18 protein-coding genes and 1 pseudogene are annotated in these 24,085 nt (G+C 65.7%); 17 read left to right on the top strand and 2 right to left on the bottom strand.

Translation table 11 applies throughout. The features are described 5' to 3' along the window. The first annotated feature begins 1 nt into the window (after position 1). The 17 genes and pseudogenes from fliP to RZV17_RS09695 all read left to right on the top strand — a co-directional run bounded on the left by fliP (position 2) and on the right by RZV17_RS09695 (position 22,831). Positions 2-847 (top strand): flagellar type III secretion system pore protein FliP, encoded by an 846-nt coding sequence (gene fliP, locus RZV17_RS09775; protein ID WP_104580591.1) that lies wholly within the window; start codon positions 2-4, stop codon positions 845-847. 580 nt (positions 848-1,427) lie between these two features. Further along, positions 1,428-1,697, top strand: a complete 270-nt coding sequence (locus tag RZV17_RS09770; protein ID WP_005917968.1) for a flagellar biosynthetic protein FliQ — start codon at positions 1,428-1,430, stop codon at positions 1,695-1,697. A 13-nt stretch (positions 1,698-1,710) separates the two neighbouring features. Beyond that, entirely contained in the window at positions 1,711-2,502 is a 792-nt protein-coding gene (gene fliR / locus RZV17_RS09765; protein ID WP_047696075.1) for a flagellar biosynthetic protein FliR, read from the top strand. A 189-nt stretch (positions 2,503-2,691) separates the two neighbouring features. Then, positions 2,692-5,559 carry a diguanylate cyclase gene (locus tag RZV17_RS09760; protein ID WP_355609293.1) on the top strand — a complete coding sequence of 956 codons (2,868 nt, stop codon included), beginning with the start codon at positions 2,692-2,694 and terminating at the stop codon, positions 5,557-5,559. Positions 5,560-5,976: 417 nt separating this feature from the next. Continuing rightward, a complete protein-coding gene (locus RZV17_RS09755; RefSeq protein ID WP_355608951.1) occupies positions 5,977-8,898 on the top strand; it encodes a diguanylate cyclase in 2,922 nt (973 codons plus the stop codon). Positions 8,899-9,191: 293 nt separating this feature from the next. Further along, positions 9,192-10,322, top strand: a complete 1,131-nt coding sequence (flhB, locus tag RZV17_RS09750; protein WP_355608948.1) for a flagellar biosynthesis protein FlhB — start codon at positions 9,192-9,194, stop codon at positions 10,320-10,322. A gap of 17 nt (positions 10,323-10,339) precedes the next feature. Continuing rightward, positions 10,340-12,412: a flagellar biosynthesis protein FlhA gene (gene flhA, locus RZV17_RS09745; RefSeq protein ID WP_179455426.1), complete on the top strand. Its 2,073-nt coding sequence runs from the start codon at positions 10,340-10,342 to the stop codon at positions 12,410-12,412. 637 nt (positions 12,413-13,049) lie between these two features. After that, positions 13,050-14,732, top strand: a complete 1,683-nt coding sequence (gene flhF / locus RZV17_RS09740; protein ID WP_355608945.1) for a flagellar biosynthesis protein FlhF — start codon at positions 13,050-13,052, stop codon at positions 14,730-14,732. Further along, positions 14,719-15,603 carry a MinD/ParA family protein gene (locus RZV17_RS09735; protein ID WP_005996239.1) on the top strand — a complete coding sequence of 295 codons (885 nt, stop codon included), beginning with the start codon at positions 14,719-14,721 and terminating at the stop codon, positions 15,601-15,603. Before flhF ends, RZV17_RS09735 begins: the two co-directional genes overlap by 14 nt. Further along, the gene (locus RZV17_RS09730) at positions 15,600-16,367 is read left to right on the top strand and encodes an RNA polymerase sigma factor FliA (RefSeq protein WP_039414775.1); all 768 of its coding nucleotides are present in this window, start codon (positions 15,600-15,602) and stop codon (positions 16,365-16,367) included. The genes RZV17_RS09735 and RZV17_RS09730 overlap by 4 nt, the downstream gene beginning before the upstream one ends. Before the next feature lie 35 nt (positions 16,368-16,402). Continuing rightward, the gene (gene cheY, locus RZV17_RS09725) at positions 16,403-16,795 is read left to right on the top strand and encodes a chemotaxis response regulator CheY (protein ID WP_014507662.1); all 393 of its coding nucleotides are present in this window, start codon (positions 16,403-16,405) and stop codon (positions 16,793-16,795) included. Continuing rightward, positions 16,795-17,421 carry a protein phosphatase CheZ gene (locus RZV17_RS09720; protein ID WP_047696084.1) on the top strand — a complete coding sequence of 209 codons (627 nt, stop codon included), beginning with the start codon at positions 16,795-16,797 and terminating at the stop codon, positions 17,419-17,421. Before cheY ends, RZV17_RS09720 begins: the two co-directional genes overlap by 1 nt. 2 nt (positions 17,422-17,423) lie before the next feature. Further along, entirely contained in the window at positions 17,424-19,082 is a 1,659-nt protein-coding gene (locus RZV17_RS09715; RefSeq protein WP_166750969.1) for a chemotaxis protein CheA, read from the top strand. Positions 19,083-19,818: 736 nt separating this feature from the next. Continuing rightward, positions 19,819-20,046 carry a hypothetical protein gene (locus RZV17_RS09710; protein ID WP_355608940.1) on the top strand — a complete coding sequence of 76 codons (228 nt, stop codon included), beginning with the start codon at positions 19,819-19,821 and terminating at the stop codon, positions 20,044-20,046. Next, complete coding sequence (locus tag RZV17_RS09705) at positions 20,043-20,975, top strand: hypothetical protein (RefSeq protein ID WP_355608937.1); 933 nt, start codon at positions 20,043-20,045, stop codon at positions 20,973-20,975. The genes RZV17_RS09710 and RZV17_RS09705 overlap by 4 nt, the downstream gene beginning before the upstream one ends. 233 nt (positions 20,976-21,208) lie before the next feature. Next, a pseudogene (locus RZV17_RS09700) lies at positions 21,209-21,492 on the top strand (IS4 family transposase); the annotation flags it as partial. A gap of 307 nt (positions 21,493-21,799) precedes the next feature. Then, positions 21,800-22,831, top strand: a complete 1,032-nt coding sequence (locus tag RZV17_RS09695) for a DUF6624 domain-containing protein (protein ID WP_355608934.1) — start codon at positions 21,800-21,802, stop codon at positions 22,829-22,831. 73 nt (positions 22,832-22,904) lie between these two features. Here the strand turns inward: RZV17_RS09695 and RZV17_RS09690 are convergent, their stop codons facing one another. Next, positions 22,905-23,834, bottom strand: coding sequence for a serine hydrolase domain-containing protein (locus RZV17_RS09690; RefSeq protein ID WP_355608931.1), 930 nt, complete (start codon positions 23,832-23,834; stop codon positions 22,905-22,907). Beyond that, positions 23,831-24,013, bottom strand: coding sequence for a hypothetical protein (locus tag RZV17_RS09685; RefSeq protein ID WP_355608928.1), 183 nt, complete (start codon positions 24,011-24,013; stop codon positions 23,831-23,833). The genes RZV17_RS09690 and RZV17_RS09685 overlap by 4 nt, the downstream gene beginning before the upstream one ends. Positions 24,014-24,085 lie beyond the last annotated feature (72 nt).

The raw sequence follows: 24,085 nt of genomic DNA, 5'->3' as shown, positions 1-24,085 counted from the left end.
CATGTTCAGTAGCTGGAATCGCTGGGGGCGCAGCCTCCGCCTGGTGTTGATCCTGCTGGTGATGAGCTGCCCGCTGCTGGCCGCCGCCGCCCCGGCCGCGCTGCCGTCGATGGCCCAGGCCGCCGCCCCTGCCGCTGCCCCGGCGGCAGTGCCGCCCGGTTCCAACCAGCTGCCGAACCTGCCCAACGTGAGCGTGGGCCGCATCGGCGACCAGCCGGTCAGCCTGCCGTTGCAGACCCTGCTGCTGATGACGGCGATCACCCTGCTGCCGTCGATGCTGCTGGTGCTGACTGCCTTCACCCGCATCACCATCGTGCTGGGCCTGCTGCGCCAGGCGCTGGGCACCGGCCAGACCCCGTCCAATCAGGTGCTGCTGGGCCTGGCGATGTTCCTGACCGCACTGGTGATGATGCCGGTGTGGCAGAAGATGTGGGGCGCCGGCCTGCAGCCGTACCTCAACAACCAGATCGACTTCTCCACCGCCTGGACATTGACCACCCAGCCGCTGCGCGCCTTCATGCTGGCGCAGATCCGCGAGACCGATCTGATGACCTTCGCGGGCATGGCCGGCGACGGCAAGTACGCCGGCCCGGACGCGGTGCCGTTCCCGGTGCTGGTGGCCTCGTTCGTGACCAGCGAGCTGAAGACCGCCTTCGAAATCGGCTTTCTCATCTTCATCCCGTTCGTGATCATCGACCTGGTGGTGGCCAGCGTGCTGATGTCGATGGGCATGATGATGCTGTCGCCGATGCTGATCTCCGCGCCGTTCAAGATTTTGCTGTTCATCCTGGTGGATGGCTGGGTCTTGGTGGTCGGCACGCTGGCGGCGAGCTTCAACGCGTCGTAGCCGCAAGGCCTGCATGCGCGCCGCCCTGCTTGCGTGTCTACCCGGTTTGCCGGCTTCGGTGGGCGGTCCCGAGGTAGAGCAGCAAGCGCCGACGCTACTGCAGAGCAAATGACAACGGCGATAGCCAGTGCAGCCAGTGGCGGCCGAAGCCTACAGCGGAGCAATGCCCCAGCGGAGCGACACAACACGGGTGGCTTCGCCCCGCACCCTCACCCCAACCCCTCTCCCGCAGGAGAGGGGCCAGCTCCTGCAGCCCGCAGCTCCCTGAGCCCATACACCGTCGAACCAGCTCAGCTCTCCTCCCCCTATTCACACTCCCGCCTCCCGCCTCCCGCCTCCCGCCTCCCGCCTCCCGATTCCCGATTCCCGATTCCCGATTCCCGATTCCCGACTCCCGACTCCCGACTCCCGCCTCCCGCCTCCCGCCTCCCGCCTCCCGATTCCCGATTCCCGATTCCCGATTCCCGATTCCCGATTCCCGATTCCCGATTCCCGACTCCCGACTCCCGACTCCCGATTCCCGATTCCCGAATCCCGATTCCCCGCCCCCATTGGCACCCCACTTGCATCACAGCACCCCATGAGCCCTGAAATCGCCCTGACTGAATTGCGTGGTGGCCTGGTCACCGTCCTGTGGATTGCCGGGCCGATGCTGCTGGCGGTGCTGGTGGTCGGTGTGGTCATTGGCGTGGTGCAGGCCGCCACCCAGTTGAACGAACCCACCATTGCGTTCGTGGCCAAGGCGGTCGCGTTGACGGCCACCTTGTTTGCCACCGGCAGCATGCTGCTGGGGCACCTGGTGGAGTTCACCATCGCGCTGTTCCAGCGCATTCCGCATCTGATCGGCTAGCGGGCCGGCACGGATGGATGCTGCCACCCAGATGGTGATCGACGGCCAGCGCGCGTTTGCGATGGTCGGGGCGATCATGTGGACGATGCTGCGGACCGGCGCCTTGCTGACCGCCATGCCGTTGATCGGCACGCGTGCGGTGCCCGGGCGGGTGCGGGTCATGCTGACCGGGACCCTGGCGATGGCGCTGGCACCGATCCTGCCGCCAGTGCCCGAGTGGGACGGGTTCACCGCCAGCGCAGTGCTGAGCATTGCGCGCGAGCTGGCGGTGGGCGCGAGCATGGGCTTCATGCTCAAGCTGATCTTCGAGGCGGGCGCGCTGGCCGGCGAGCTGGTGTCGCAGTCCACCGGCCTGTCGTTCGCGCAGATGTCCGACCCGATGCGCGGGGTGACCTCCGGCGTGATCGCACAGTGGTTCTATATCGGTTTCGGGCTGTTGTTCTTTGCTGCCAACGGCCACCTGGCGGTGATCGCGCTGCTGGTGGACAGCTACAAGGCGCTGCCGATCGGCACCGCAATCCCCGATGCCGGCGCCTTTGCCGAAGTGGCGCCGACATTGTTCCTGCAGATCCTGCGCGGCGGGTTGACCCTGGCGTTGCCGATGATGGTGGCGATGCTGGCGGTCAACCTGGCCTTCGGCGCACTGGCCAAGGCGGCACCGGCGCTGAACCCCATGCAGCTGGGCCTGCCGCTGACGGTGTTGCTGGGACTGTTCCTGTTGTCCAGCTTTGCGAGCGAATTCGCCCCGCCGGTGCAACGCATGTTCGACACTGCCTTCGATGCCGCCAGAGAACTGACGGGCTGACCACGCCACACCTCAAGTTTTGTAACCGGTCGCCGTCAACGCTGGGGACGATTGGCCCGTTCAATCGGCACACCCCTCTTTCCGCGGAAACCGATGCTCATCTCAGCGCTGTTCGCCTGCCCTGCTTCGCGACGCGCTGCGTCGCGGGCGCGTCTGTGGCTGCTGGCGGTCGCGCTGCTGCTGGCCTGCATGACCGGCGCGCACGCACAGAGTTACAGCCTTCGCGATTACGGGCAGGCAGACGGCTTGCAGGGCATGACCATCAACGGGCTGGTCGAAGACCGGCGCGGCGAGGTGTGGGTGGCGACCGAGCTGGCGCTGCACCGCTTCGAACGCGACCGCTTCATTCCGGTCGAGCGGGAGAGCGGGCTGGATGCCCGCTATACGCGCGCGCTGACGCTGGACGATGCAGGGCGGCTGTGGGTTGCCACCGCCAATGGCGTCTTCGTGCGCAGCGGCGAGCGGTTCGTGCAGGTGTTGAAGGAGGGCAAGCGCATCAGGGCCGATGCGGGCAACGTGATCGCGCGCTACCGCAACGGCGTGGCGGTCATCAGTGATGGCGCGCTGCTGGCGCTGACGCCGGCTGCCGACGGTTCCTGGCAGGTGCAGACGCTGACACTGCAAACGCGCGATGGCACCGTGTTGAAGACCGGCCCTACCCTGCTGGCCGATGGCCGGTTCCTGTGGGTGTCCTGCAATGCCGGCGTCTGTCGTCTGGACGCCAATGGCACCGTGGTCGAAACCTTGTCCGACGCCGATGGCGTACCGGCCAGGCGGTGGCGCGTGATCTTTCGCGAGCGTGGCGGCCGGCTGTGGTTGCGCGGCGGCGGCATCATGGTGTCGCGCGAACCGGGCGCCTCCCGTTTCCAGGAGCGCCCGGCCAATCCGCACAACAGCTTCGAAACCATGTCCGGCGCCACCACGATGGTGGAAGACGCGCATGGCCGCATGCTGACGCGGTCGGATCACGGCCTGGTGCGTTGGGACGGTTCGCATTGGACCGATATCGGCACCGATCAGGGCCTGCAGCTGGATGCGATGGTTGGCCCGCTGCTGTTCCAGAGCACCGGGACCTTGTGGATCGGCACGCGCGGGACCGGGCTGCAGCGCCTGCTCGGCTACGGCAACATCGAGCATCTCACCGAAGCACAGGGCATGGCGTCGGCGCCCATCTGGTCGATGCAGCGCCTGCCCGACGGCACGCTCGCAGTAGGCGCCGACGGCGGTGCCAACCTGCTCGCGCGACACGCCGTGCGTGCGCAGCCGTGGCGGCTGGAGGATGGCAAGCCGTTGTCGCAGACGCTGAACATCGCGGTGGCACCGGACGGCGCGGCCTGGGTGTCGTACTACTCCGGCGCCATCGCGCGGCGCGATCCAGTCACCGGATTGACCCGGCAGGTGATGGATCTGCCGCGGCCGGGCTACAAGATCCTGTTCGATGCCACCGGTTCGGTCTGGATTGCGACCTCGCGCGGGCTCGGGCACGGCCAAGCCAGCCCGCCTTACACGCTGGTGTCCGATCCGGCGATGGCGACCAGGTTCATTGGTGACATCGACTTGGACCCCCAAGGCCGCCTGTGGGCCGCCACCGGCGATGGTCTGTACCGGCGTGACGGCACGACATGGGTGCACGTGCCGGTCACCGGCACGTTGCCCACGCAGGACATGTACCAGATCGATTTCGCACCCGATGGCGAAATCTGGCTGTCATTGCGCGAAACCGGGCTATGGCATGGCCGCCTGCAGGCCGATGGCAGCCTGCCGGTCCAGGCGGTGGACGACCCGTTGTTGTCCAGGGTGATGCCATTCATCCTGCGTCACGATCGCAAGGGACGGCTATGGGTGGGCAGCAGCCAGGGGCTGGATCTGTACCAGCAGGGACGTTGGTCGCGCATCACCCGTGCAGAAGGCCTGCTGTGGGACGACCTTTCGTCCAATGCGTTTCTGGAAGACGACGACGGCAGCATCTGGATCGGCAGCAGCAGAGGGCTCAGCCATCTGCGCGACCCGCAGCGGTTGTTTGCGGCACAGGCGCTCAAGGTCGAGATCGGCCAGGTCCGTCGCGGCACCCAGATCGTCCGGGCCGGCAGCGCGCTGGACTGGTCCGAAACGCCGCTGGACATCGAGCTTCGCACGCCTGGCGTCGAAGGCGGCGCCGAGCGGATCAGTTTCCGCTATCGCGTGGAAGGCCATCAGGCGCGCTGGACCACCACCTCGCTCAGCCATCTCACCTACCCACTGCTGCCACCGGGCCGTTACACGCTCGAGGTGCAGGCGCTGGATGCCTATCAACGCAGCGCAAGCGCCGTGGCGCGGTTCCACTTCGTGCTGCGCCCACCCTGGTGGCGCGGCATCCCCGCACTGATCGGCTATGGGGTGCTGGCCATTGCAGCGGTGATCGTGCTGTTGCGCTGGCGTACCGCCAAACTGCTGCGCCGCAAGCGCGAGCTGGAGCAGCTGGTGGCCGAACGCACCGCCGAGCTGGAGCAGGACAAGCGCGATCTGGAATCGGCCCGTGCCGCGCTCGCGCTCAAGGCCACCCACGACGAACTCACCGGCCTGCTCAACCGCGCCGGCATCCTGGCGGCCCTGCGCGACCTGCTGGAACGCGCCGATGCGACGGCGCGGCCGTTGGCGGTGGTGCTGATCGACCTGGACCATTTCAAGCTGGTCAACGACCAGCATGGCCACCTGGCCGGCGATGCGGTGCTGGCCGGGGTGGGCCGGCGGATGGATACGCTGGTGCGTGGCGAGGACCGCATCGGCCGTTACGGCGGCGAGGAATTGCTGGCGCTGATGCCGGGGCTGACGCAGGAGGCCACGCATCGGCTGGATGCCCTGCACCGCGGCATCTGCGGCGACTACCCCATCGATGGCGGCTGGCTGCATGTCACCTGCTCGATCGGCGTGGCCTGGTTCCAGCCCGGCGAAACCCTCGAACAATTGCTGGCCCGCGCCGATGCAGCGCTGTACGCCGCCAAGCGCAGCGGCCGCAATCGCATCGATTACGACCATGGGCCGGTGCGCCCTGTCGCACCGGCCGGTCATCTCGACTGATCCGACCGGTGCAGCGCCGCGGCAGCGCTGCGCAGGGCCGGCGTGTGCGCCGATATCGCGTGTGCACCAGCACGGCCACAAGGGCCAATCCGGCGCAGGGCGCTCTGGTTGCCCAGCAGCGGGATGGACGCTCCGCGCCAGCGCCGCCGCCCCGGCGCCCAGCTTTGCGCTGCAGCCTTGACCGCGATCCAGATCGTGCATTGACGCTGGTCTCGGCCGTTCCACGACAGGACTGCGGCACGGTCCGGCCCGCTGATTCACCGCATCGATCGATTACTTAATGCAATTAAAGTAAGTCGCATGCACAGCCGCTAGTCGATAGATCGTGGCCTGGGATGGGGCCATCAATGGCAAGCGTGAGACGTCCGCGCGATGGCGCGGACCACACGCTTGGATGCGTGGGAGATCGAAACGCCCGTGGGGTTCTTGCACCGCCAATCGAGGTCGTCAGGCCGAGTGCCACCGTTGGCTGCGGTGCTGCTGTTGGCCCTGCTGTCGTTTGCGGAGCTGGCCGGTGCGCAGAGCGCCAGCATTCGGCGTTATGCCCACGATCAGGGCCTGCTCGGCCTGGCCGGCACCTGCCTGTTGCAGACCCGCCATACCCTGCTGTGGGTATGCACCGAGAGCGGCCTGTATCGCTACAACGGCCGCATCTTCCAGCAGGTTCCGCTGGACGGCCTGCGTAACGAACCGATCACCGCCATGAGCGAAGCGCCGGACGGTCGCCTGTGGGTTGCCGGGTTCCAGGCGCTGTTCGTCGGCGACGAACATGGCTTCCGCAAGCTTGCCCGCGACGAGGCCGAGCATCTGCAGGACGGCATGCTGCTGGCCAGCCCGTCGTGGGGCACGGTGATGCTCAACGGCGGCGAACTGGAGGTGCTGCGCCCGCGCAGCAACGGCAAGTGGCATAGCGACTACCTGCTGGACACCGCCACGCGGGTGCGGGTGCCGGAACTGTCCAAGGCGATGAGTCTGTCGGTGGAGGGCGACACCCTGTGGGTGGGGTGTGCGCGCAAGCTGTGCGCCATCGACGCGCAACGCCGGGTGCAGGTCTATGGCCCCGACCAGGGCGTGCCGGAGGATCGCTGGTCCAGCGTGCTGCGCGATCGCGACGGCGGGCTGTGGGCCCGTGGCGCCGGGACCCTGCTCCACCGCGCGCCGGGTGACGACCGCTTCCGAGTGCGCCCGCTGCCGCTGCTGGACGGCAGCACGGTCGGACGACAGGCACCGCTGGTGATGGATCGCGAAGGACGCGTGCTGGTGCGCCGCAACGATGGCCTGGTGCGCTGGGAACACGGCCGCTGGCGGACCTTCGGCGCCGACAACGGGCTGCCACCGGGCAGCAGCGATGCGATCGTGGTCGACCGCGACGGCGACCTCTGGATGACCGTGGACGGCGAAGGCCTGGTGCGTTGGGCCGGCTACGAATGGATCGAGAACTGGGACGCCACCCAGGGCATGCCGCCCGCCCCGACCTGGTCCATTGCACGCGATGCGCAGCACGCCTTGCTGGTGGGCAACGAGCACGGCGTGGGACGGCAGGCGCACCCGGGCGGGCGCTTTGCACCGGCGCTGCCGCAAGCCGGCATCCAGATCGTGGGCATGCAGCGCAGCAGCGACGGCAGCCTGTGGACGCTCAACTCGGCCGGCCACCTGCAGCGCTTCTGGCCCGATGGTCGCAACGCCGAGGTGGCCAAACTCCCGCGCACCGCCAGACGCCTGCTCCTGGATCGGCAGGGCCGGCTATGGATCCTCACCGCCGGCGGACTGTTCGTGATCGAGCGCCCGCTCGAGGGTGGCGCGCTGCAGCCAGTTGCCGGCATGCCCGCCATTGCCTACACCGATATCCAGCAGACCGCCGACGGCACGCTGTGGGTGTCCAGCGCCAATGGGCTGTTCCGGCTGCGCGGCGCGCACTGGGCCAAGGTGCCGGTGAAGGTCAACGGTGGCGATGCCGAGCCGTGGGTAAGCAAGTTCCATATCAGCGACAGCGGCGAAGTGTGGCTGGCGTTCTACCGCCCCGGCGTCTGGCACGGCAGGGTGCTGGCCGACGGCGTGGACCTGCAGGCCATCAGTGACGACGCCCTGCGCGATGTGGGTGTGTACCTGTTGCGCGGCGACAGCGTGGGCCGGATCTGGGTGGGCCATGCGCGTGGCGTGGAGGTCTATGACGGCGAGCGCTGGGCGCATCTGTCGCAATCGCAGGGGCTGATCTGGGACGACGTGTCCGAAGCGGCGTTCGCCGAGGATCCGGATGGTTCGGTGTGGATCGGCACCGCGCGCGGCGTCAGCCACCTGGCCGACCCGGCGCGGCTGTTCGACGATCGCCAGCCCAGCGTGCGGATCGACAGCGTCAGCCGCGGCGGCGTCCCGATCCGCAGCGGGCAGCTGCTGGGCTGGAGCGACAAACCGCTGCATATCGAACTGTCCACGATGGAGGTCTACGACGACCCGAGCCGGCTGACCGTGCGCTATCGCCTGCTCGGCCTGCACGACGAATGGATCCAGAGTGACGACCTGTCGATCGACCAACCGCCGCTGCCGTCCGGGCACTTCCGCCTGCAGGTGCAGGTGCTGGACCGCTATCGGCGCACCGCCTCGCCGGTCGTGGACCTGGCCTTTGCGGTGGCGCCGCTGTGGTGGCGCAGCCCGCCTGCGATTGCCTTGTACCTGCTGATCGGCAGCGGCCTGCTGATCGGGCTGTGGAGCTGGCGCCACCGTCATCTGATGGCGCGCGAGCGCATGCTGGCCGAGCTGGTGGCCGAGCGCACCTATCAGCTCGAACGCGAGAAGCACGAGCTGGAAAGCGCACGCGCCGCGCTGGCGCTGAAGGCCAGCCACGACGCGCTCACCGGCCTGCTCAACCGCTCCGGCATTCTCGAGGCCATGGGCGAGGAACTGCAGGCCTGCGCGCATGCAGAACACCCGTTGGCGGTGGTGTTGATCGACCTGGACCACTTCAAGCAGGTCAACGACGAACACGGCCACCTGGTCGGCGATGCGGTGCTGGCCAAGGTGGGCGCGCGGCTTACCGCCTGCCTGCGCGATTCGGACAAGGTGGGCCGGTACGGCGGCGAAGAACTGCTGTTGCTGCTGCCCGGCATGACCCGTCAGGGCCAGCATCGGCTGCGCGCCATCCACGAGGCGATCAGCCTGTCGCCCTACGAGGTGGGCGCTGCGCGCGCGCTGCAGGTGACCTGCTCGATCGGCGTGGCGTGGTACCGCGTCGGCGACACCGCCGCCACCCTGCTGGCGCGTGCGGACGAGGCCTTGTATCGGGCCAAGCGCCACGGCCGCAACCGTATCGAGCCGGAAGAGCCCGAGATTTCGGTGGCCTGAGCGCGCGCCCCCATGCACCGGGGACCCAGGCTCTCCGTGGGGCGCGTCGGTGCGTTGCGCGCGCCCGTGCTCGGCCGCTGGGCGAGCTGGCGGCAAAGCGGCAAAGCGGGTGAACGGGGGAACGGGGGAACGGGGGAACGGGGGAACGGGTGAACGGTCCAGGACGATCACGGTCCAGGACGATCGCCGCCTGCAGGCTTGGCACGCTGTGTCGCTGCCGGCGTCCGGGGCTGGCGGTCGCGGTTCTGGAATGCCGCTTGCATCGGAGGGCGTAATCCCCCACCGGCATCCCCATGTCCGAGTCCGAAGACGGCGGCGAGCGTACAGAGCTTCCCACCGAAAAACGCCTGCGCGAGGCCCGCGAACAGGGCAACTTCCCGCAATCGCGCGAGCTGTCCACCGCCGCGGTGTTTGGCGCCGGCGTGTTCGGGTTGATGGCACTGGCCGGCGGCATTGGCGATGGCGCGGCGGTCTGGATGAAGACCGCACTCAGCCCCGACCCCAGGATGCGCGAAAACCCGATGGCCCTGTTCGGCCATTTCGGCGACCTGCTGCTGCAGTTGCTGTGGGTGATGCTGCCGCTGATCGGCGTGTGCCTGCTGGCCGGGCTGGCCGGGCCGCTGATGATGAGCGGCCTGCATTTTTCCAGCAAGGCGATCATGCCCGACCTCACCAAGCTCAACCCGATGAACGGGATCAAGCGCATGTGGGGCAGCAACAGCCTGGCCGAGCTGGTCAAGTCGGTGCTGCGCCTGCTGTTCGTCGGCCTGGCCGCCTGGCTGTGCATCTCCAAGAGCCTGCCCGGCCTGCGTGCGCTGGTGAACCAGCCGCTGGAACAGGCGGTGGGCAACGGCCTGGACTTCACCAAGAGCCTGCTGTTCTACACCGCAGGCGCCTTGGTGCTGCTGGCGGCCATCGACGCGCCGTACCAGAAGTGGAACTGGCTGCGGAAGCTGAAGATGACCCGCGAAGAGATCAAGCGCGAGATGAAGGAAAGCGAGGGCAGCCCGGAGGTCAAGGGCCGCATCCGCCAGATGCAGATGCAGATGTCGCAGCGCCAGATGATGGAAGCAGTGCCCAAGGCCGACGTGGTGCTGATGAATCCGACCCACTACGCGGTGGCGCTCAAGTACGAGGGCGGCAAGATGCGCGCGCCGATCGTGGTGGCCAAGGGCGTGGACGAAATGGCCTTCCGCATCCGCGAAGCCTGCGAACAGCACCGGGTGGCGATCGTCACCGCCCCGCCTTTGGCACGCGCCTTGTATAGGGAAGCCCAAATCGGCAAGGAAATTCCCGTGAGACTCTATTCGGTCGTGGCCCAGGCCCTGTCCTACGTCTACCAGTTGCGCGGGTGGAATGGCGGCCCGATGCCGGAACTGCCCTCGCTCGAAGTGGATGAGTTCGGCAAGGGGGCCAGCGCATGAGCGCCCAACCCGCCCCGATGAACGCCCGCCGCGTCATGGAGTTGCTGCGTAACGGCCTGGGTGCCCCGCTGGCCCTGATGGCCATGCTGGCCATGCTGATGGTGCCGCTGGCCGCGCCGGTGCTGGACGCGCTGTTCACCTTCAACATCGCCATCTCCCTGATGGTGCTGCTGGCGGTGGTGTACGTGCAGCGCCCGCTGGAATTCACCATTTTCCCCATCGTGCTGTTGATGACCACGATGCTGCGGCTGGCGCTGAACGTGGCCTCCAGCCGCGTGATCCTGATCAACGGCCAGGACGGCCACGCCGCCGCCGGCAAGGTGATCGAGGCGTTCGGCCAGTTCGTGATCGGCGGCAACTACGCCGTGGGTATCGTGGTGTTCGCGATCCTGACCATCATCAACTTCGTGGTCATCACCAAGGGTGCCGGGCGCGTGTCGGAAGTGACCGCGCGCTTCATCCTGGACGCCATGCCCGGCAAGCAGATGGCCATCGACGCCGACCTCAACGCCGGTTTGCTGACGCGTGAGGAAGCCAAGGCCCGCCGCGAGGAAGTGCGCGAGGAAGCCGACTTCTACGGCGCGATGGACGGTGCCAACAAGTTCATCCGCGGCGACGCCATCGCCGCCATCCTGATCCTGTTCATCAACCTCATCGGCGGCATGGCCGTCGGCATGTTCCAGCACGGCATGAGCTTCGTGGATGCCGCGTCCACCTACACCCTGCTGTCGATCGGCGACGGATTGGTGGCGCAGCTGCCGGCCTTGCTGGTGTCGTCCTCGGTGGCCTTGCTGGTGACCCGCGCCTCGCGGGCGCAGGACATGCGCGGGGCAATGATTAGCCAGGTGTTCGGCCAGCATCGCGCACTGGCGGTGGCCGCGGCCATCCTGGGCCTGGTCGGCCTGGTGCCGGGCATGCCGAACGTCGCGTTTTTGACGCTGGGCCTGATCCTGGGCGTGATCGCCTGGAAAATGTACAAGCGCAGCCTGGTGGCGCCGGCGGCAGGGGATGCGGCCGCCGACCCGCAGGCGGCTGCGGCGGCCACTGCCGCCCAGGCCAGCGCGGAACTGAGCTGGGACGAACTGCGCCCGATCGACCCGCTGGGGCTGGAAGTGGGCTACCGGCTGATCCCGCTGGTGGACAAGCACCAGGGCGGCGAATTGATGGCGCGCATCAAGGGCGTGCGCCGCAAGCTCACCCAGGACATCGGTTTCCTGGTGCCGCCGGTGCATATCCGCGACAACCTGGAGTTGTCGGCCAATGCGTATCGGCTGCTGGTGCACGGCGTGCCGGTGGCCACCGCCGAAATCTACCCCGACCGCGAGCTGGCGCTGGACCCGGGCGGTGCGCTCGGCCAGCTCGACGGCATTCCCGGCAAGGACCCGGCGTTCGGCCTGGACGCCACCTGGATCCAGCCGCATCAGCGCGCCTATGCCGAATCGATGGGCTACACCGTGGTCGACCCGGCCACCGTGGTGGCCACCCATCTGTCGCACCTGATCCGCGAACACGCCCCGGAACTGCTCGGCCACGAAGAAGTGCAGCAGTTGCTGGCAACCCTGGCCAAGACCGCGCCCAAGATGGTCGAGGACCTCACCCCCAAGGCGCTGCCGCTGTCGGTGGTGGTGCGCGTGCTGCAGAACCTGCTGATCGAGCGCATCCCGGTACGCCAGCTGCGCAAGATCGTCGAAGCGCTGGTCGAGCACGCCCCGCACAGCCAGGACCCGGCCACCCTCACCGCAGCGGTACGCACCTCGCTGGGCCGCTTCATCGTGCAGGAGATCGCCGGCATGTCCGCCGAACTGCCGGTGTTCACCCTGGCCCCGCAGCTGGAGCGCGTGCTGCAGGAATCCACCCACGGCAACGGCGTGGCACTGGAACCCGGCCTGGCCGAGCGCCTGCACCAGAGCCTGGCCGATTGCGTGGGCAAGCAGGAAGCCCGCAACGAACCGGCGGTGGTGCTGGTCCCCGGCCAGGTACGCGCGGCGCTGGCCCGCCTGGTCCGCCACAGCGTGCCCAGCCTGTCGGTGCTGGCCTACAGCGAAGTGCCGGAAGACAAGCGCCTGAAGCTGGTCGGCACCATCAGCTAAAGACCAACGGCCCTCATCCGGCGCTGCGCGCCACCTTCTCCCGCCCGCGGGAGAAGGCAACGGGTTGCCAGCGCTGCAGCGGCGTTCCACCAACGCCTCCTTCCCCTGCCTGCAAACGCCTCCCTTCCCCGCCTGTAAATGCCTCCCTTCCCCCGCCTGCGGGGGAAGGTGCCCGAAGGGCGGATGGGGGCAGCAGTCTGGCGATATTCCCGCAGGTAGGACTCGCACGGCACCAACCGCCCCTCATCCGGCGCTGCGCGCCACCTTCTCCCGCCCGCGGGAGAAGGCAACGGGTTGCCAGCGCTGCAGCGGCGCTCCACCAACGCCTGCTTCCCCTGCCTGCAAACGCCTCCCTTCCCCCGCCTGCGGGGGAAGGTGCCCGAAGGGCGGATGGGGGCAGCAGAGGCAGCCGCCGCACGCGCAACCCTCCTGATCGAGCGCCAGAAATCCAGCACTGCGGTTTTGGCACACCACATGCATTAGCTCTGGCGAGACCGCAGACAGCTCCACCGCTGCGGGGCGGATGGCAGGACTTGGAACACAAACGGGACATGCAACTCATGACGCTGGCAACACACCCACATTCATCGCGCACCCGTCCGGCGTCCGGCGGGTCCCGTTCCTGGAGGCACGTGGCATGAAGATCAAACGCTTTGTTGCCCCGGACATGCGCACCGCATTCCGCATGGTGCGTGACGAGCACGGCCCGGATGCGGTGATCCTGTCCAACCGCCGCACCGCCGAAGGCATCGAAATCGTCGCGGCCAGCAATTACGACGAAGAACTGGTGCAGCGCGCCCTTGAAACCGCCCGCGCCGAGACCCCGGCCAGCGCCGCGCCCGCCCAGCAGGCGCCCGTGCAGCAGGCTCCGGTGCAGCAGGCCCCGGCCCAGCCGGCGGCCCGCCCCGCCGCGCCGGTGCATGCTCCGCTGAAGCCAGCCGCCGAGGCCGGCATGAGCCACCGCCAGCGCGTTGCCAGCGCCGCTGAAGAGATGATCGCCGCCATGGCCCTGCGCCAGCCGGTCAGCGTGCCGCGTCAGGCCCCGGTGGCCGCCCCGATCCGCAGCGCCGCGCCGATGCCGGCCGTGCAGGAGCTGGCTGCCCCGGTGGCGCAGCGTCAGGACCATGCGCTGTCGGCGGTGCCGGAACAGCTGTTCGCCGACTTCCTGACCACCGCCCCGGTCCAGCGCCCGGCGCTGCAGACCGCTCCGAGCCCGGCTCCGGCTCCGATCGCTGCCGCCGCCCCGGCCTACGCCGCACATGGCCAGGACGACGACGCCTTCGCCGATGAGGCCGACTTCGATCTGGACGACGCCCTGCCGCAGATCCTGCCGCCGGCTGCGCTGCCGCCGATCGTCGTTGCCCCCGCCGCGCTGGCCGCGGTGCCGGTGGCTGCGGCGCCGGTCGCGCAGAACGATGAAGAACTCAAGCAGCTGCGCGGCGAACTGGCGCTGATGCGGCAGATGATCGAGCGCGAAATGAACCGCCTCACCGACGAGCGCCTGCGCGGCTCCCCGGTGCGTGCGCAGGCCCTGGAGCTGATGGACGACTACGGCTTCGACGCCGGTCTGACCCGCGACATCGCCATGCAGATCCCGGCCGATACCGAATTGCACCGTGGCCGCGGGCTGATGCTGGGCCTGTTGTCCAAGCGCCTGCCGGTGGCCCCGGTCGACCCGCTGGAACGTGGCGGCGTGATCGCCCTGGTCGGCCCGACCGGCGCCGGCAAGACCACCACCATCGCCAAGCTGGCGCAGCGCTTCGCCGCCCAGCACGCCCCGCGCGACGTGGCCCTGGTCACCACCGACACCTTGCGCGTCGGTGGCCGCGAACAGCTGCACAGCTACGGCCGTCAGCTCGGCATCGCCGTGCACGAGGCCGATAGCGCCGAAAGCCTGCTGGAACTGCTGGAGCGTCTGCGCGACTACAAGCTGGTGCTGATCGACACCGCTGGCATGGGCCAGCGCGACCGTGCCCTGGCCGCCCAGCTGAACTGGCTGCGCGCCGCCCAGCAGGTCACCTCGCTGCTGGTGCTGCCCGCCAACTCCCATTTCGCCGACCTCGACGAGGTCGTGCGCCGCTTCGCCCACGCCAAGCCCCAAGGCGTGGTGCTGACCAAACTCGACGAGACCGGCCGCTTCGGCAGCGCCTTGTCGGTGGTGGTCGACCACCAAATGCCCATCACCTGGGTGACTGACGGACAGCGGGTCCCCGACGACCTGCACCGCGCCAATGCCGCCAGTCTCGTTCTTCGTCTTGAAGATTTGCGGCGCGCTGCCGATAAGCCCTGTACTCCGGAGCACAACCATGCAGTCGCGTGAATACGCCAAGCTGACCAACGCCTTCCCCCTGTCGGCGACCCGTCCCGAGCCTTTGGGCCCGGTGCGCACCATTGCCGTGACCGGTGGCAAGGGTGGCGTGGGTAAAACCAACATCTCCGCCAACCTGGCCGTGGCGCTTGCCGACATGGGCAAGCGCACCCTGCTGCTCGACGCCGACCTTGGCCTGGCCAACCTGGATGTGGTCTTGGGACTCTCGCCCAAGTACACCCTGGCCGACCTGATCGCCGGCCGTTGCACGCTCGATGAAGTGATCATCGAAGGCCCCGGCGGCGTGCTGGTGGTGCCGGCCGCGTCCGGTCGCCGCCACATGGCCGAACTGGCCCCGGCCCAGCACATCGGCCTGGTCAACGTGTTCTCCGAACTGGAACGCGACCTGGACGTGATGGTCATCGATACCGCCGCCGGCATCACCGACAGCGTGCTGACCTTCTGCCAGGCCGCCCAGGACACCGTGGTGGTGGTCTGCGACGAGCCGGCCTCGATCACCGACGCCTACGCGCTGATCAAGGTGCTCTCGCGCGAACGCGGCGTGGACCGCCTGCAGATCATCGCCAACATGGTGCGCGACCCCAATGAAGGCCGCCTGCTGTACGACAAGCTCTCCCGGGTCTGCGAAAAGTTCCTTGGCGACGTCTCGCTGAACTATCTCGGCCACGTGCCGCAGGACGACTGGCTGCGCCTGTCGGTGCAGCGTCAGCAACCCGTCATCAAGGCCTACCCGTCCAGTCCGTCGGCGCAGGCGATTGCCGAAATCGCACGCCGTACCTCGCGCTGGCAGGCACCCACCGTGCCGCGCGGCAACGTCGAGTTCTTTGTCGAACGCATCATCCAACGGGGAGTGGCCGCATGAGCACCGCTACCGCCACCACGGCCAGCGCGCAGTACCGCGCCGTGCAGCGCAACAACGCCAACGACGTGGTGACCCAGCACGCCGACCTGGTCCGCCGCATTGCCCACCATCTGGCCGCGCGCCTGCCGGCCAGCGTGGAAGTGGACGACCTGATCCAGGCCGGCATGATCGGCCTGATCGAAGCCTCGCGCAGCTACGACTCCGACCAGGGTGCCTCGTTCGAAACCTATGCCTCGATCCGCATCCGCGGCTCGATGATCGACGAGATCCGCCGGGGCGACTGGGTGCCGCGTTCGGTGCACCGCCGCGCCCGTGACGCCGCTGCTGCCGTGCGCAAGATCGAGCAGAACACCGGCCGCGCCGCCGCCGCCACCGAAGTGGCCGCCGCCATGGAAATGCCGCTGCCCGACTACCTGCGCCTGATGGAAGACGCCGCACGTGGCCAGGTGCTGAGCCTGGAATCGCGCATCGAAGATCACGGCGAGCTGGACACCACCGCCAAGGGTGGCCCCAATCCGCAGCAGATGATGGAGCGTGGCGAATTCGGCCGCGAGCTGGGCAAGGCCATCGGCCAGTTGCCCGAGCGCGAGCAGCTGGTGCTGTCGCTGTACTACGAACAGGAATTGAACCTGAAGGAAATCGGCGCCGTGCTGGGCGTCAGCGAATCGCGCGTGTGCCAGATCCATGGCCAGGCGGTGGTGCGTTTGCGTGGCCGCCTCAAGGTCTTCGAACTGGCCGATGCCGGCGTCGAAGTCGACGACTGAATTTTTCGCGTAATTTTTCGTGTTAGGAGCTTGATGTGAACAAGAACATGCGGATCCTGATCGTGGACGACTTCTCGACGATGCGACGCATCGTCAAGAATCTGTTGGCGGATCTCGGCTTCACCAATACCGCAGAGGCCGAAGACGGCAACAGCGCGCTGGCCGCGTTGCGCGCGGGCCCGTTCGACTTCGTGGTGACGGACTGGAACATGCCCGGCATGACCGGCATCGACCTGCTGCGCAACATCCGCGCCGACGCCAAGCTCAAGCACCTGCCGGTGATGATGGTGACCGCCGAAGCCAAGCGCGAGCAGATCATCGAAGCGGCCCAGTGCGGCGTCAACGGCTACATCATCAAGCCGTTTACCGCGCAGACGCTGGAAGAAAAGCTGGGCAAGGTGTTCGAACGTCTGGCGGCGACCGCCTGATGAACGCCACCGTGGAAACCGATGCCGAACGTGCCGCGTTGATCGAGCGCCTGCAAGGCGCACTCGATGCACTGGAAAGCGGTGACCAGGTCGCCTGGCGGCGCGAGGTCGACCACCTCGCCGCCCTGCGCACGCGCCCGATGATGCAGAGCCTGAGCCGGCTTGCCCGCGAACTTGGCCAGGCGCTGGGCGAGCTGCCCACCGTGCCCGAAGAAGCCGGTGAGCTGGACGATGCCTGCTCGCGCCTGGATCACGTGGTGGAGATGACCGAAAAGGCCAGCCACCGCACGCTGGACCTGGTCGAGGAATGCCGCGTGCTGGCCAACCAGCTGCGCGATGGCGGCCTCAATCAGGACCAGGGCGCGCTGATGGACAAGATGCGCCACAACCTCACCGAGCTGTCGCTGGCGCAAAGCTATCAGGACCTCAGCGGCCAGATCATCCGCCGCGTGGCCGGCATCGTGCGCCGCGTGCACGAGGGCTTCGGTGCGCTCGGCCTGCCGCCGAAGAATCCCGAGCCGAAGAAAGACGACGGCGGTCTTGCCGGTCCTGCGATCAAGGGCCTGGACCGTCACGCCGTGTCGCAGGACGACGCCGACGATTTGCTGTCCGGATTGGGGTTGTAACCATGAGTGCCGTTCCAGACGATATTGCTGCCGATTTCATCGTCGAGGCCCAGGAAATCCTGGATCGCCTCGGCGAACAGCTGGTGTCGCTGGAACAGGCGCCAGACGAGGCCGACCAGCTCAATGCGGTGTTCCGCGGCTTCCACACGCTCAAGGGCGGCGCCGGCTTCCTGGCGATCAAGCCCATGGTGGAGCTCTGCCACGCCGCTGAAGAAACCCTCGGCATGGCGCGCTCGGGCCAGGCCGTGCTGCAGGCGCATCACTTCGACGCCGCGCAGCAATCGCTGGACTATCTGCAGGCCATGCTGGATGCGATGGGCTCTGGCGAAACCGTACCGCATGCACCGGCCACGCTGATCGCGCAGTTCGATGCCAAGAGCGGCCCGCCGGCGGTCAAGGCCGCGCCCAAGGCAGCCACTGCCAAACCGGCGACTGCCGCACATGCCGACGATGCGCATGCGCCCGCTCCCAAGGCGGCCGGCAAAGGCGCGGCCAAGGGTGGCGCGGAAGCCGAGCAGACCGTGCGCGTGGACACCAAGCGCCTGGATGCCATCGTCAATCTGATCGGCGAGCTGGTGCTCTCGCGCAACCGTCTGAAGACCTTGCGCACCCGCCTGCGCGACGAAGAACTCGACCGTGCCGTCAGCACGCTCGACATCGCCACCGCGCGCCTGCAGACCGCGGTGATGCGTACCCGCATGCAGCCGGTGAGCAAGGTGTTTTCGCGTTTCCCCAAGGTGGCCCGCGACGTCGCGCGCACCCTGTCCAAGGAAGTGGAACTGGAACTAATCGGCGCCGAAACCGAGCTCGATCGTAATCTTGTCGAAGCCCTGGCCGATCCCCTGGTGCACCTGGTGCGCAACGCCATCGACCACGGCATCGAATCGCCTGCCCTGCGCGAAGCCACCGGCAAGCCGCGCAGCGGCCATGTGCGCCTGTCGGCGCAGCAGGAAGGCGACTACGTCAGCATCGAAATCCAGGACGACGGTGCCGGCATCGACCCGGAGCGGCTGCGCGAGATCGCGCGCGGCAAGGGCCTGATCGACGCCGAGGCCGCGGCCCGCCTGAGCACCGACGAGTGCCTGCATCTGATCTTCATGCCGGGCTTTTCGACCAAGGCCGAGGTGACCGACATCTCCGGCCGCGGCGTGGGCATGGACGTGGTGCAATCGCGTATCCGCGAACTCAGCGGGCAGATCCAGATCCAGTCCGAACTGGGCCGCGGCAGCCGCTTCATGATCCGCGTGCCACTGACGCTGGCCATCTTGCCGACCCTGCTGGTGCAGGCCGGCGAAGCCGTCTATGCCTTGCCGCTGGCCCGCGTGGTGGAAGTGCTGCACGCCCCACAGACCTCGCTGGGCTGGTTCGACGGCCGCGCCGTGCTGGACCGCCGCTCGCACACCTTGCCGCTGATCGACCTGCGCCGCTGGCTGGGCGTGCCGGCCGAACAACCGCCGCTATTGACGGTGGTGCTGCTGCAGGCCGGCGAAACCCGCTTCGGCCTGGTGGTGGACCAGGTCCGCGGCCGCGAGGAAGTGGTGATCAAGCCCCTGCCCCGTGCCCTGCGCGGCCTGCCCGGCTACGCCGGCGCCACCCTGATCGGCGACGGCCGCATGGCGCTGATCCTGGATGTGGATGGGCTGCGTTCCAGCGATCATTGAGGTTGGGGATTCGGGATTCGGGATTCGGGATTCGGGAATCGGGAATCGGGAATCGGGAATCGTCAAGACGATCCTGGTTTGCCTGATCTAACGACAACGGCCGCGTACTGCGGTCGTTGTCGTTTCACTACCAGCATCGCTGTTGATCTATGTCGCTACGCGCGCAGGCATGGGCGCGATGGTCTGGCGACGGTCAGGCTGCCGTGGAAGTGAACCTGGAACTGATATTTCTGGGCTACCTCCCCACCGCGCTTTCGTTGGGCACTAAGTTGCCGTACTGTAAAGGGCAGGCGAAGGCAGCCACGTGGAGCGTATTGCCACGGCCGACCTGAGCTAGGAACGGATACCGTGCTTACTCTGGAGAGCCTAGGGCCTTATGCCAATCCCACACTTCGGACTCAATGGCGTTCTTCCGCCCTATGTTGGTGCGAACGGCCCAGGCGGGCAGCCAGAAGACATGTCGCCTTACGCGGTGTCTGCGCTCGAGGTAGTGACTACCCTAGGTCATACTGAGCGACGAAGAGAAATACTGCGTGGCTGGCTTGATCACAGAGCCGCGCTCAGAGCGCTGGGGTTCGATCAGGGTTTTCAATGGTTGGATGGAAGCTTTCTAGAGCAAAAAGAGCCCAATGATCTGGATCTTCTAAGCTTCTTGTTCCGGCCGCAGACGGCTCTGACTGCCAAAGAACTGGCGCGGCTAATGTACGCAAACAGGGGGGTTTTCGAGCGTAGACTCGTGAAGACTACTTACAAACTCGATGCCTTCTTTACGGATATGAATGCGAGTCCGATTGGACTGGTGAATTTCACCCGGTATTACCTTGGACTGTTCTCTCATAGGCGTGGTGATGACATATGGAAGGGCATGCTTCAAGTAGGACTAGCTGATATTGCTGACGACAATGCGGCGCAAGCAGTCCTTGGGCCGGCGCCATTGGTATCGAGCCAAGGGGTAAGCCCGTGAGCAGCCTCAAGAAGTTAGAGAGGGATTTTACGCAAGCCGACATTGCAGCTGTTACCTCGCTGCTTGATCAGCTGACTGACGAAGACGTGATGGCTAAGTTTAGCCTTGAGGCTCGCCTGGGCGAGCTGCAAGCTTCCCTCGCGAGGATGGAAGAGGCGCCCGATATTGAGGGCGCTTCAGCGGCGCTGTTCTTTGGCGGTCGCCCAGTTATAGGTACCCGCGGGATAGAGACAGAGTTCGGTGGATCTGCCGTAGCTAAATTTCAAGACATCATTGCTAAGGTGATGGCACATGAGGCTGGAAGGCTCGGCCAGCGTGGAGTGGTGCCAAATAAGGGCGCATCGTCGCTGCACATTACAAATGTGGTCCGAGGCTCATTTGGCTTCCTGCTGGAGGAGATCCAAGACCAAGCAGAGATGCTTGATGCCCCTTTAAAGCAGGCGGTCGAAGAGACTTCGAGGATGCTTAGTGCCTTTGGCGAACCCGATGAAGAAGAGTATAGGACCGCAGTAGAGGACATTGATCAGCGAGTCCTGAGCACAGCCAGGGAGTTTTTCGACTTGATGAAAAGTAATGGCGCTACGCTCAGGGTCGTTGCTGGTGACAGAGATAATTCTTTTGGCCCGGAGGCTGTCTCCCGCGCGGCGGAGCGTGCTCAGTCCACCTCAGTAGAGGAGCGCGATGAGTTCATTCATGGGCAACTGTCGGGCACCTTGCCGGACGCTCATCAGTTCGAGTTTCGCCGGCAAACTGACGGTGTAGCAATTCGCGGTAAGATCGTAAGGTCCTATACGACTGAAGAGCTGCTGCGATTCAATCGCGAGTGTGTGAACCAAGATGCGGTCGCGAAGGTGAGAGTTAACAGGGTGAGACGGAATGGGGAAGTGGTACGCGAGAAGTACATGCTATTGGAGCTAGAAATGCAGTGATGTGGAGCAGTCGGATCCCTGCGTTTCGCCCTCGGCGCAGTGGTTTTATTTGACGATTCCTTTCGTAGCGCTCCCTCCCGATTGCTGAGGCTACCCGGTTCTGAGGTATCCCCACATTTCTTCCTACGAGATCAAGCACTTGGCGCATCAGTATGTTGAAGAAGACGCGCGCATGGGGCACGCTTCAAGGTGACCACGCTTCAAGGTGACTAAGCCAGAGAAGAGTGCCGACCATGTGCGCCAGCGAAGTATTGCAGAAGTGCCTGTCTAACTCACTCTCCGGGATGCATGCATTACGCCAGCGCGCCTTGGTGCGCGCCGTTGAAGCGCTGGTGCATGGAGGCCGGCTGACGCTGATCGACATCGCACGCGCGTGGCCCAGGGCGACGCGGGTACGTGCACCCTCAAGGCCTGCGATCGTCTGCTGGGCAATCGCACGTTGTACGCCGAGCGATCGGTGATCGAGCGGGACATGGCACATCGGCTATTGCGCGGGGCGCAGCCGGTGATCGTGATCAAATAACGGTTCCAGGTTCACTTCTTTAGGAGATGATAGGGAAGTCCGGAGCCAGTTTTCGTGGATGGCTCTCAACCCAAGGAGGTCCTCCCGATGTCCAAGCAAGAATCGAAGCAGCATGGTACGACCGGGTCTTTCCGCCTGCTGAGCAATAACCTGCACGCGAACCGACCGATGCACAGCTCAATGCCGTATCTGGTGCACCACGTCGCGGACCCGCTATGCAGCCGCAGAGGCAAACTTAAGCAACATCGCCGTTGACGATGCGGATGCCTGACCGAGCACGCCCTCCCTTACGGTTTGTGACATGAATGATGGAACGTCGTTATTGTTACGCATGGGTGTGGTCGTGATGCTGACCGGCAGCAGTCTGCCCGTCAGCGCTACCGCCGCTGCGCCCGTCCTGCTGGATCAGGTCCCGTCGGATGCGGTGGTTGATCTTGCATCGCTGCAATGGGTTGCTCCTCGGTTCTCCGCCGACGCGGCCGAGCGTACGCAATGGGATTCGCTGCTCGCGTGGGCGCGAGGTCCGGCAAGCGAGTCGGAGACACAACGTCTGCGAGAAGCGTTTGCGGACCGTGGCGTAGATGCGTCGGCGCTGCCCCGCAGATGCTATGGCAACCATCGATGCGCGCTGGTAGTCAGCGCCGAAGCCACGGCAGCTGATGTTGCTTCATTGGACGCGTTTGTTACTGCCGCGCGGCAGGCGCAGCCCTATGTGGCTACGTACCGGCAAGTCGCAACCGCGGTCGATGCCATTCACAAAGTCCGTGACGACGCGGATTCGGCCACCAAGGATGCCAAGGAGCTTGGGCGTCGATTCGCACAAGATCAAGTGTTGAGATACGCTTTTGATTCGCTACCGGGTCATGGTGAGGAGGCGATCGGCACTCCCACGTTTGCCTTATATGCATTTGCGCTCGAGGCGGACCTGCGCTTGCTGGACGACAGCAATATCCTGTACGCCCAGGAGCAGATTGCCCGCTATGGAGGTTGGCCTGCGCCGCCGAGGATCAGCGAGGACATGCAGCAGCAACTGTGGGCGCTCGTGCAGCACGGCGACCATCGCCCTGAGCTGCAGTACAACGCGCTGCAGGCCTTGCAACGGAGTTACGAGGGTCGTGCCCTGCCCCGTCAGTATGCTTTCCTACATGATCGGGTGATGCTTAAGTTGACCGGCAGGCAGCGTTACGGCACGCAGGTGACGTGCGTCGACGGAAAGCGTGTGGCGCAACCGCTTGATGGCAGCGGTGATGTGGACGCGCTGCGCACGAGCGTAGGGATGGATTCGCTCGCAGATTATCTCAAGGACTTTCCGAGTTGCACTGCGGCACCATGATGCGGGAGCTTGGGATGCCCTGAGGCTGTAGTCCGGATGGTGAAAGAAATGAACCTGGAACCGTTATGGGGTTTTAGAAAAACGGGGGAACATGCGAGCCAGCTGGCGCAAGCATCCCAAGCGCAATATCATCAACTCCAAGACCCGATGTTCTGTTGATAAACGCGATTGTGGCGACGCGCGTGTCGGCGTTGAAGCCCATGAAGCTACGAACGCCGCCGCCATTTCCATTGCTCCAAGCTATACTCTGGCCATCCGGATGGACCTTCCGCCAGCCGATACCCATTCTGGTATCGGTATTATCGCCCGGCCTATCTACGGTCAGCATCATTGATGCCGCCCGCGAGAGGGGACCGCTTTCTTTGTTTGTCCAAAGTGTCATGAATTTCGACAGATCCCTCACCGTCGAAAAAAGGCCGCCTGCCGGCGCAAGCGCACCAAATTCCCAGGGTTGAGCCGAGTGGAAGTCCGCATCGTAACCCCAAATTTCCCGGTGCTGCATCGCCGTTGATAGAGTAAGCGTAGTCTCGTCCATACGAAGCGGTTCAAGAATGCGAGCTCGCAAGAGGTCAGCATACGTTTTGCCAAGGCGATGTGACAACGCGTAACCCAATAACGCGTAGTCAAAATTCGAGTATTCAAAACTCGACCCCGGTAAGCGCGTGAGATGGACACGACCTAAATCAGCACAAAGATCGCTCTCGGTGTAGCCGGCATAGGGGTTGCCTTGACTGAGGCCGGTGCGACTGGATGGCCGAAGTGGTAGCCCACTCGTATGAGTGGCTAAATCGAGAAGCGTGATTTCATTCCCGTCGAAGGTGGCGGGAGGAACTGCAATGTACATTGATAGTGGATCGACGAGATTCACTTCACCCCGTTGAACGCAGTCAGCAAGTAATAGTGCCGTGAATATCTTGGTTAGCGAGGCGATCTGAAATACTGACCGATCATTCGGCTGTTGGAGTTTACCTAGGCCAACCGTTCCGTAGTGGAAGGTCTTCAATTCGCCTGCGCGTACCACCCCCAATACGGCCCGGTGCCCTGCTTTTCCTCGGCTACGCGACGGCGAAGGGCCGAGGACACGCTATCAGCTTCAATTCCGGGTTTGGCAAAGCTACGCATCGGCAGGGCCATGGATAATGCCGCAGCCAAAACAGTGCGGCGTTTAATTGAGGCGACCATTTTTACTCCTCACTCCAACATCAGCGTTTGAGCCATGCAGAGGGTATCACCCTGTTCGGACGGATGCTTCCT

This window comes from Xanthomonas cannabis, assembly GCF_040616535.1.
GTDB classification, from domain to species: domain Bacteria; phylum Pseudomonadota; class Gammaproteobacteria; order Xanthomonadales; family Xanthomonadaceae; genus Xanthomonas; species Xanthomonas cannabis.
Note: the sequence above shows the minus strand (reverse complement) of the source record. Positions and strands in the feature narration are given on the sequence as shown.

What these genes read in the sequence shown, in the direction of transcription:
- RZV17_RS09695 (WP_355608934.1), top strand. Translation starts at nt 21,800, where the DNA reads ATGAATGATGGAACGTCGTTATTGTTACGCATGGGTGTGGTCGTGATG.
- RZV17_RS09770 (WP_005917968.1), top strand. Translation starts at nt 1,428, where the DNA reads ATGAGCCCTGAAATCGCCCTGACTGAATTGCGTGGTGGCCTGGTCACC.
- RZV17_RS09730 (WP_039414775.1), top strand. Translation starts at nt 15,600, where the DNA reads ATGAGCACCGCTACCGCCACCACGGCCAGCGCGCAGTACCGCGCCGTG.
- RZV17_RS09685 (WP_355608928.1), bottom strand. Translation starts at nt 24,013, where the DNA reads ATGGTCGCCTCAATTAAACGCCGCACTGTTTTGGCTGCGGCATTATCC.
- fliR (WP_047696075.1), top strand. Translation starts at nt 1,711, where the DNA reads ATGGATGCTGCCACCCAGATGGTGATCGACGGCCAGCGCGCGTTTGCG.
- RZV17_RS09720 (WP_047696084.1), top strand. Translation starts at nt 16,795, where the DNA reads ATGAACGCCACCGTGGAAACCGATGCCGAACGTGCCGCGTTGATCGAG.
- flhA (WP_179455426.1), top strand. Translation starts at nt 10,340, where the DNA reads ATGAACGCCCGCCGCGTCATGGAGTTGCTGCGTAACGGCCTGGGTGCC.
- flhB (WP_355608948.1), top strand. Translation starts at nt 9,192, where the DNA reads ATGTCCGAGTCCGAAGACGGCGGCGAGCGTACAGAGCTTCCCACCGAA.
- RZV17_RS09760 (WP_355609293.1), top strand. Translation starts at nt 2,692, where the DNA reads ATGACCGGCGCGCACGCACAGAGTTACAGCCTTCGCGATTACGGGCAG.
- fliP (WP_104580591.1), top strand. Translation starts at nt 2, where the DNA reads ATGTTCAGTAGCTGGAATCGCTGGGGGCGCAGCCTCCGCCTGGTGTTG.
- RZV17_RS09715 (WP_166750969.1), top strand. Translation starts at nt 17,424, where the DNA reads ATGAGTGCCGTTCCAGACGATATTGCTGCCGATTTCATCGTCGAGGCC.
- RZV17_RS09735 (WP_005996239.1), top strand. Translation starts at nt 14,719, where the DNA reads ATGCAGTCGCGTGAATACGCCAAGCTGACCAACGCCTTCCCCCTGTCG.
- flhF (WP_355608945.1), top strand. Translation starts at nt 13,050, where the DNA reads ATGAAGATCAAACGCTTTGTTGCCCCGGACATGCGCACCGCATTCCGC.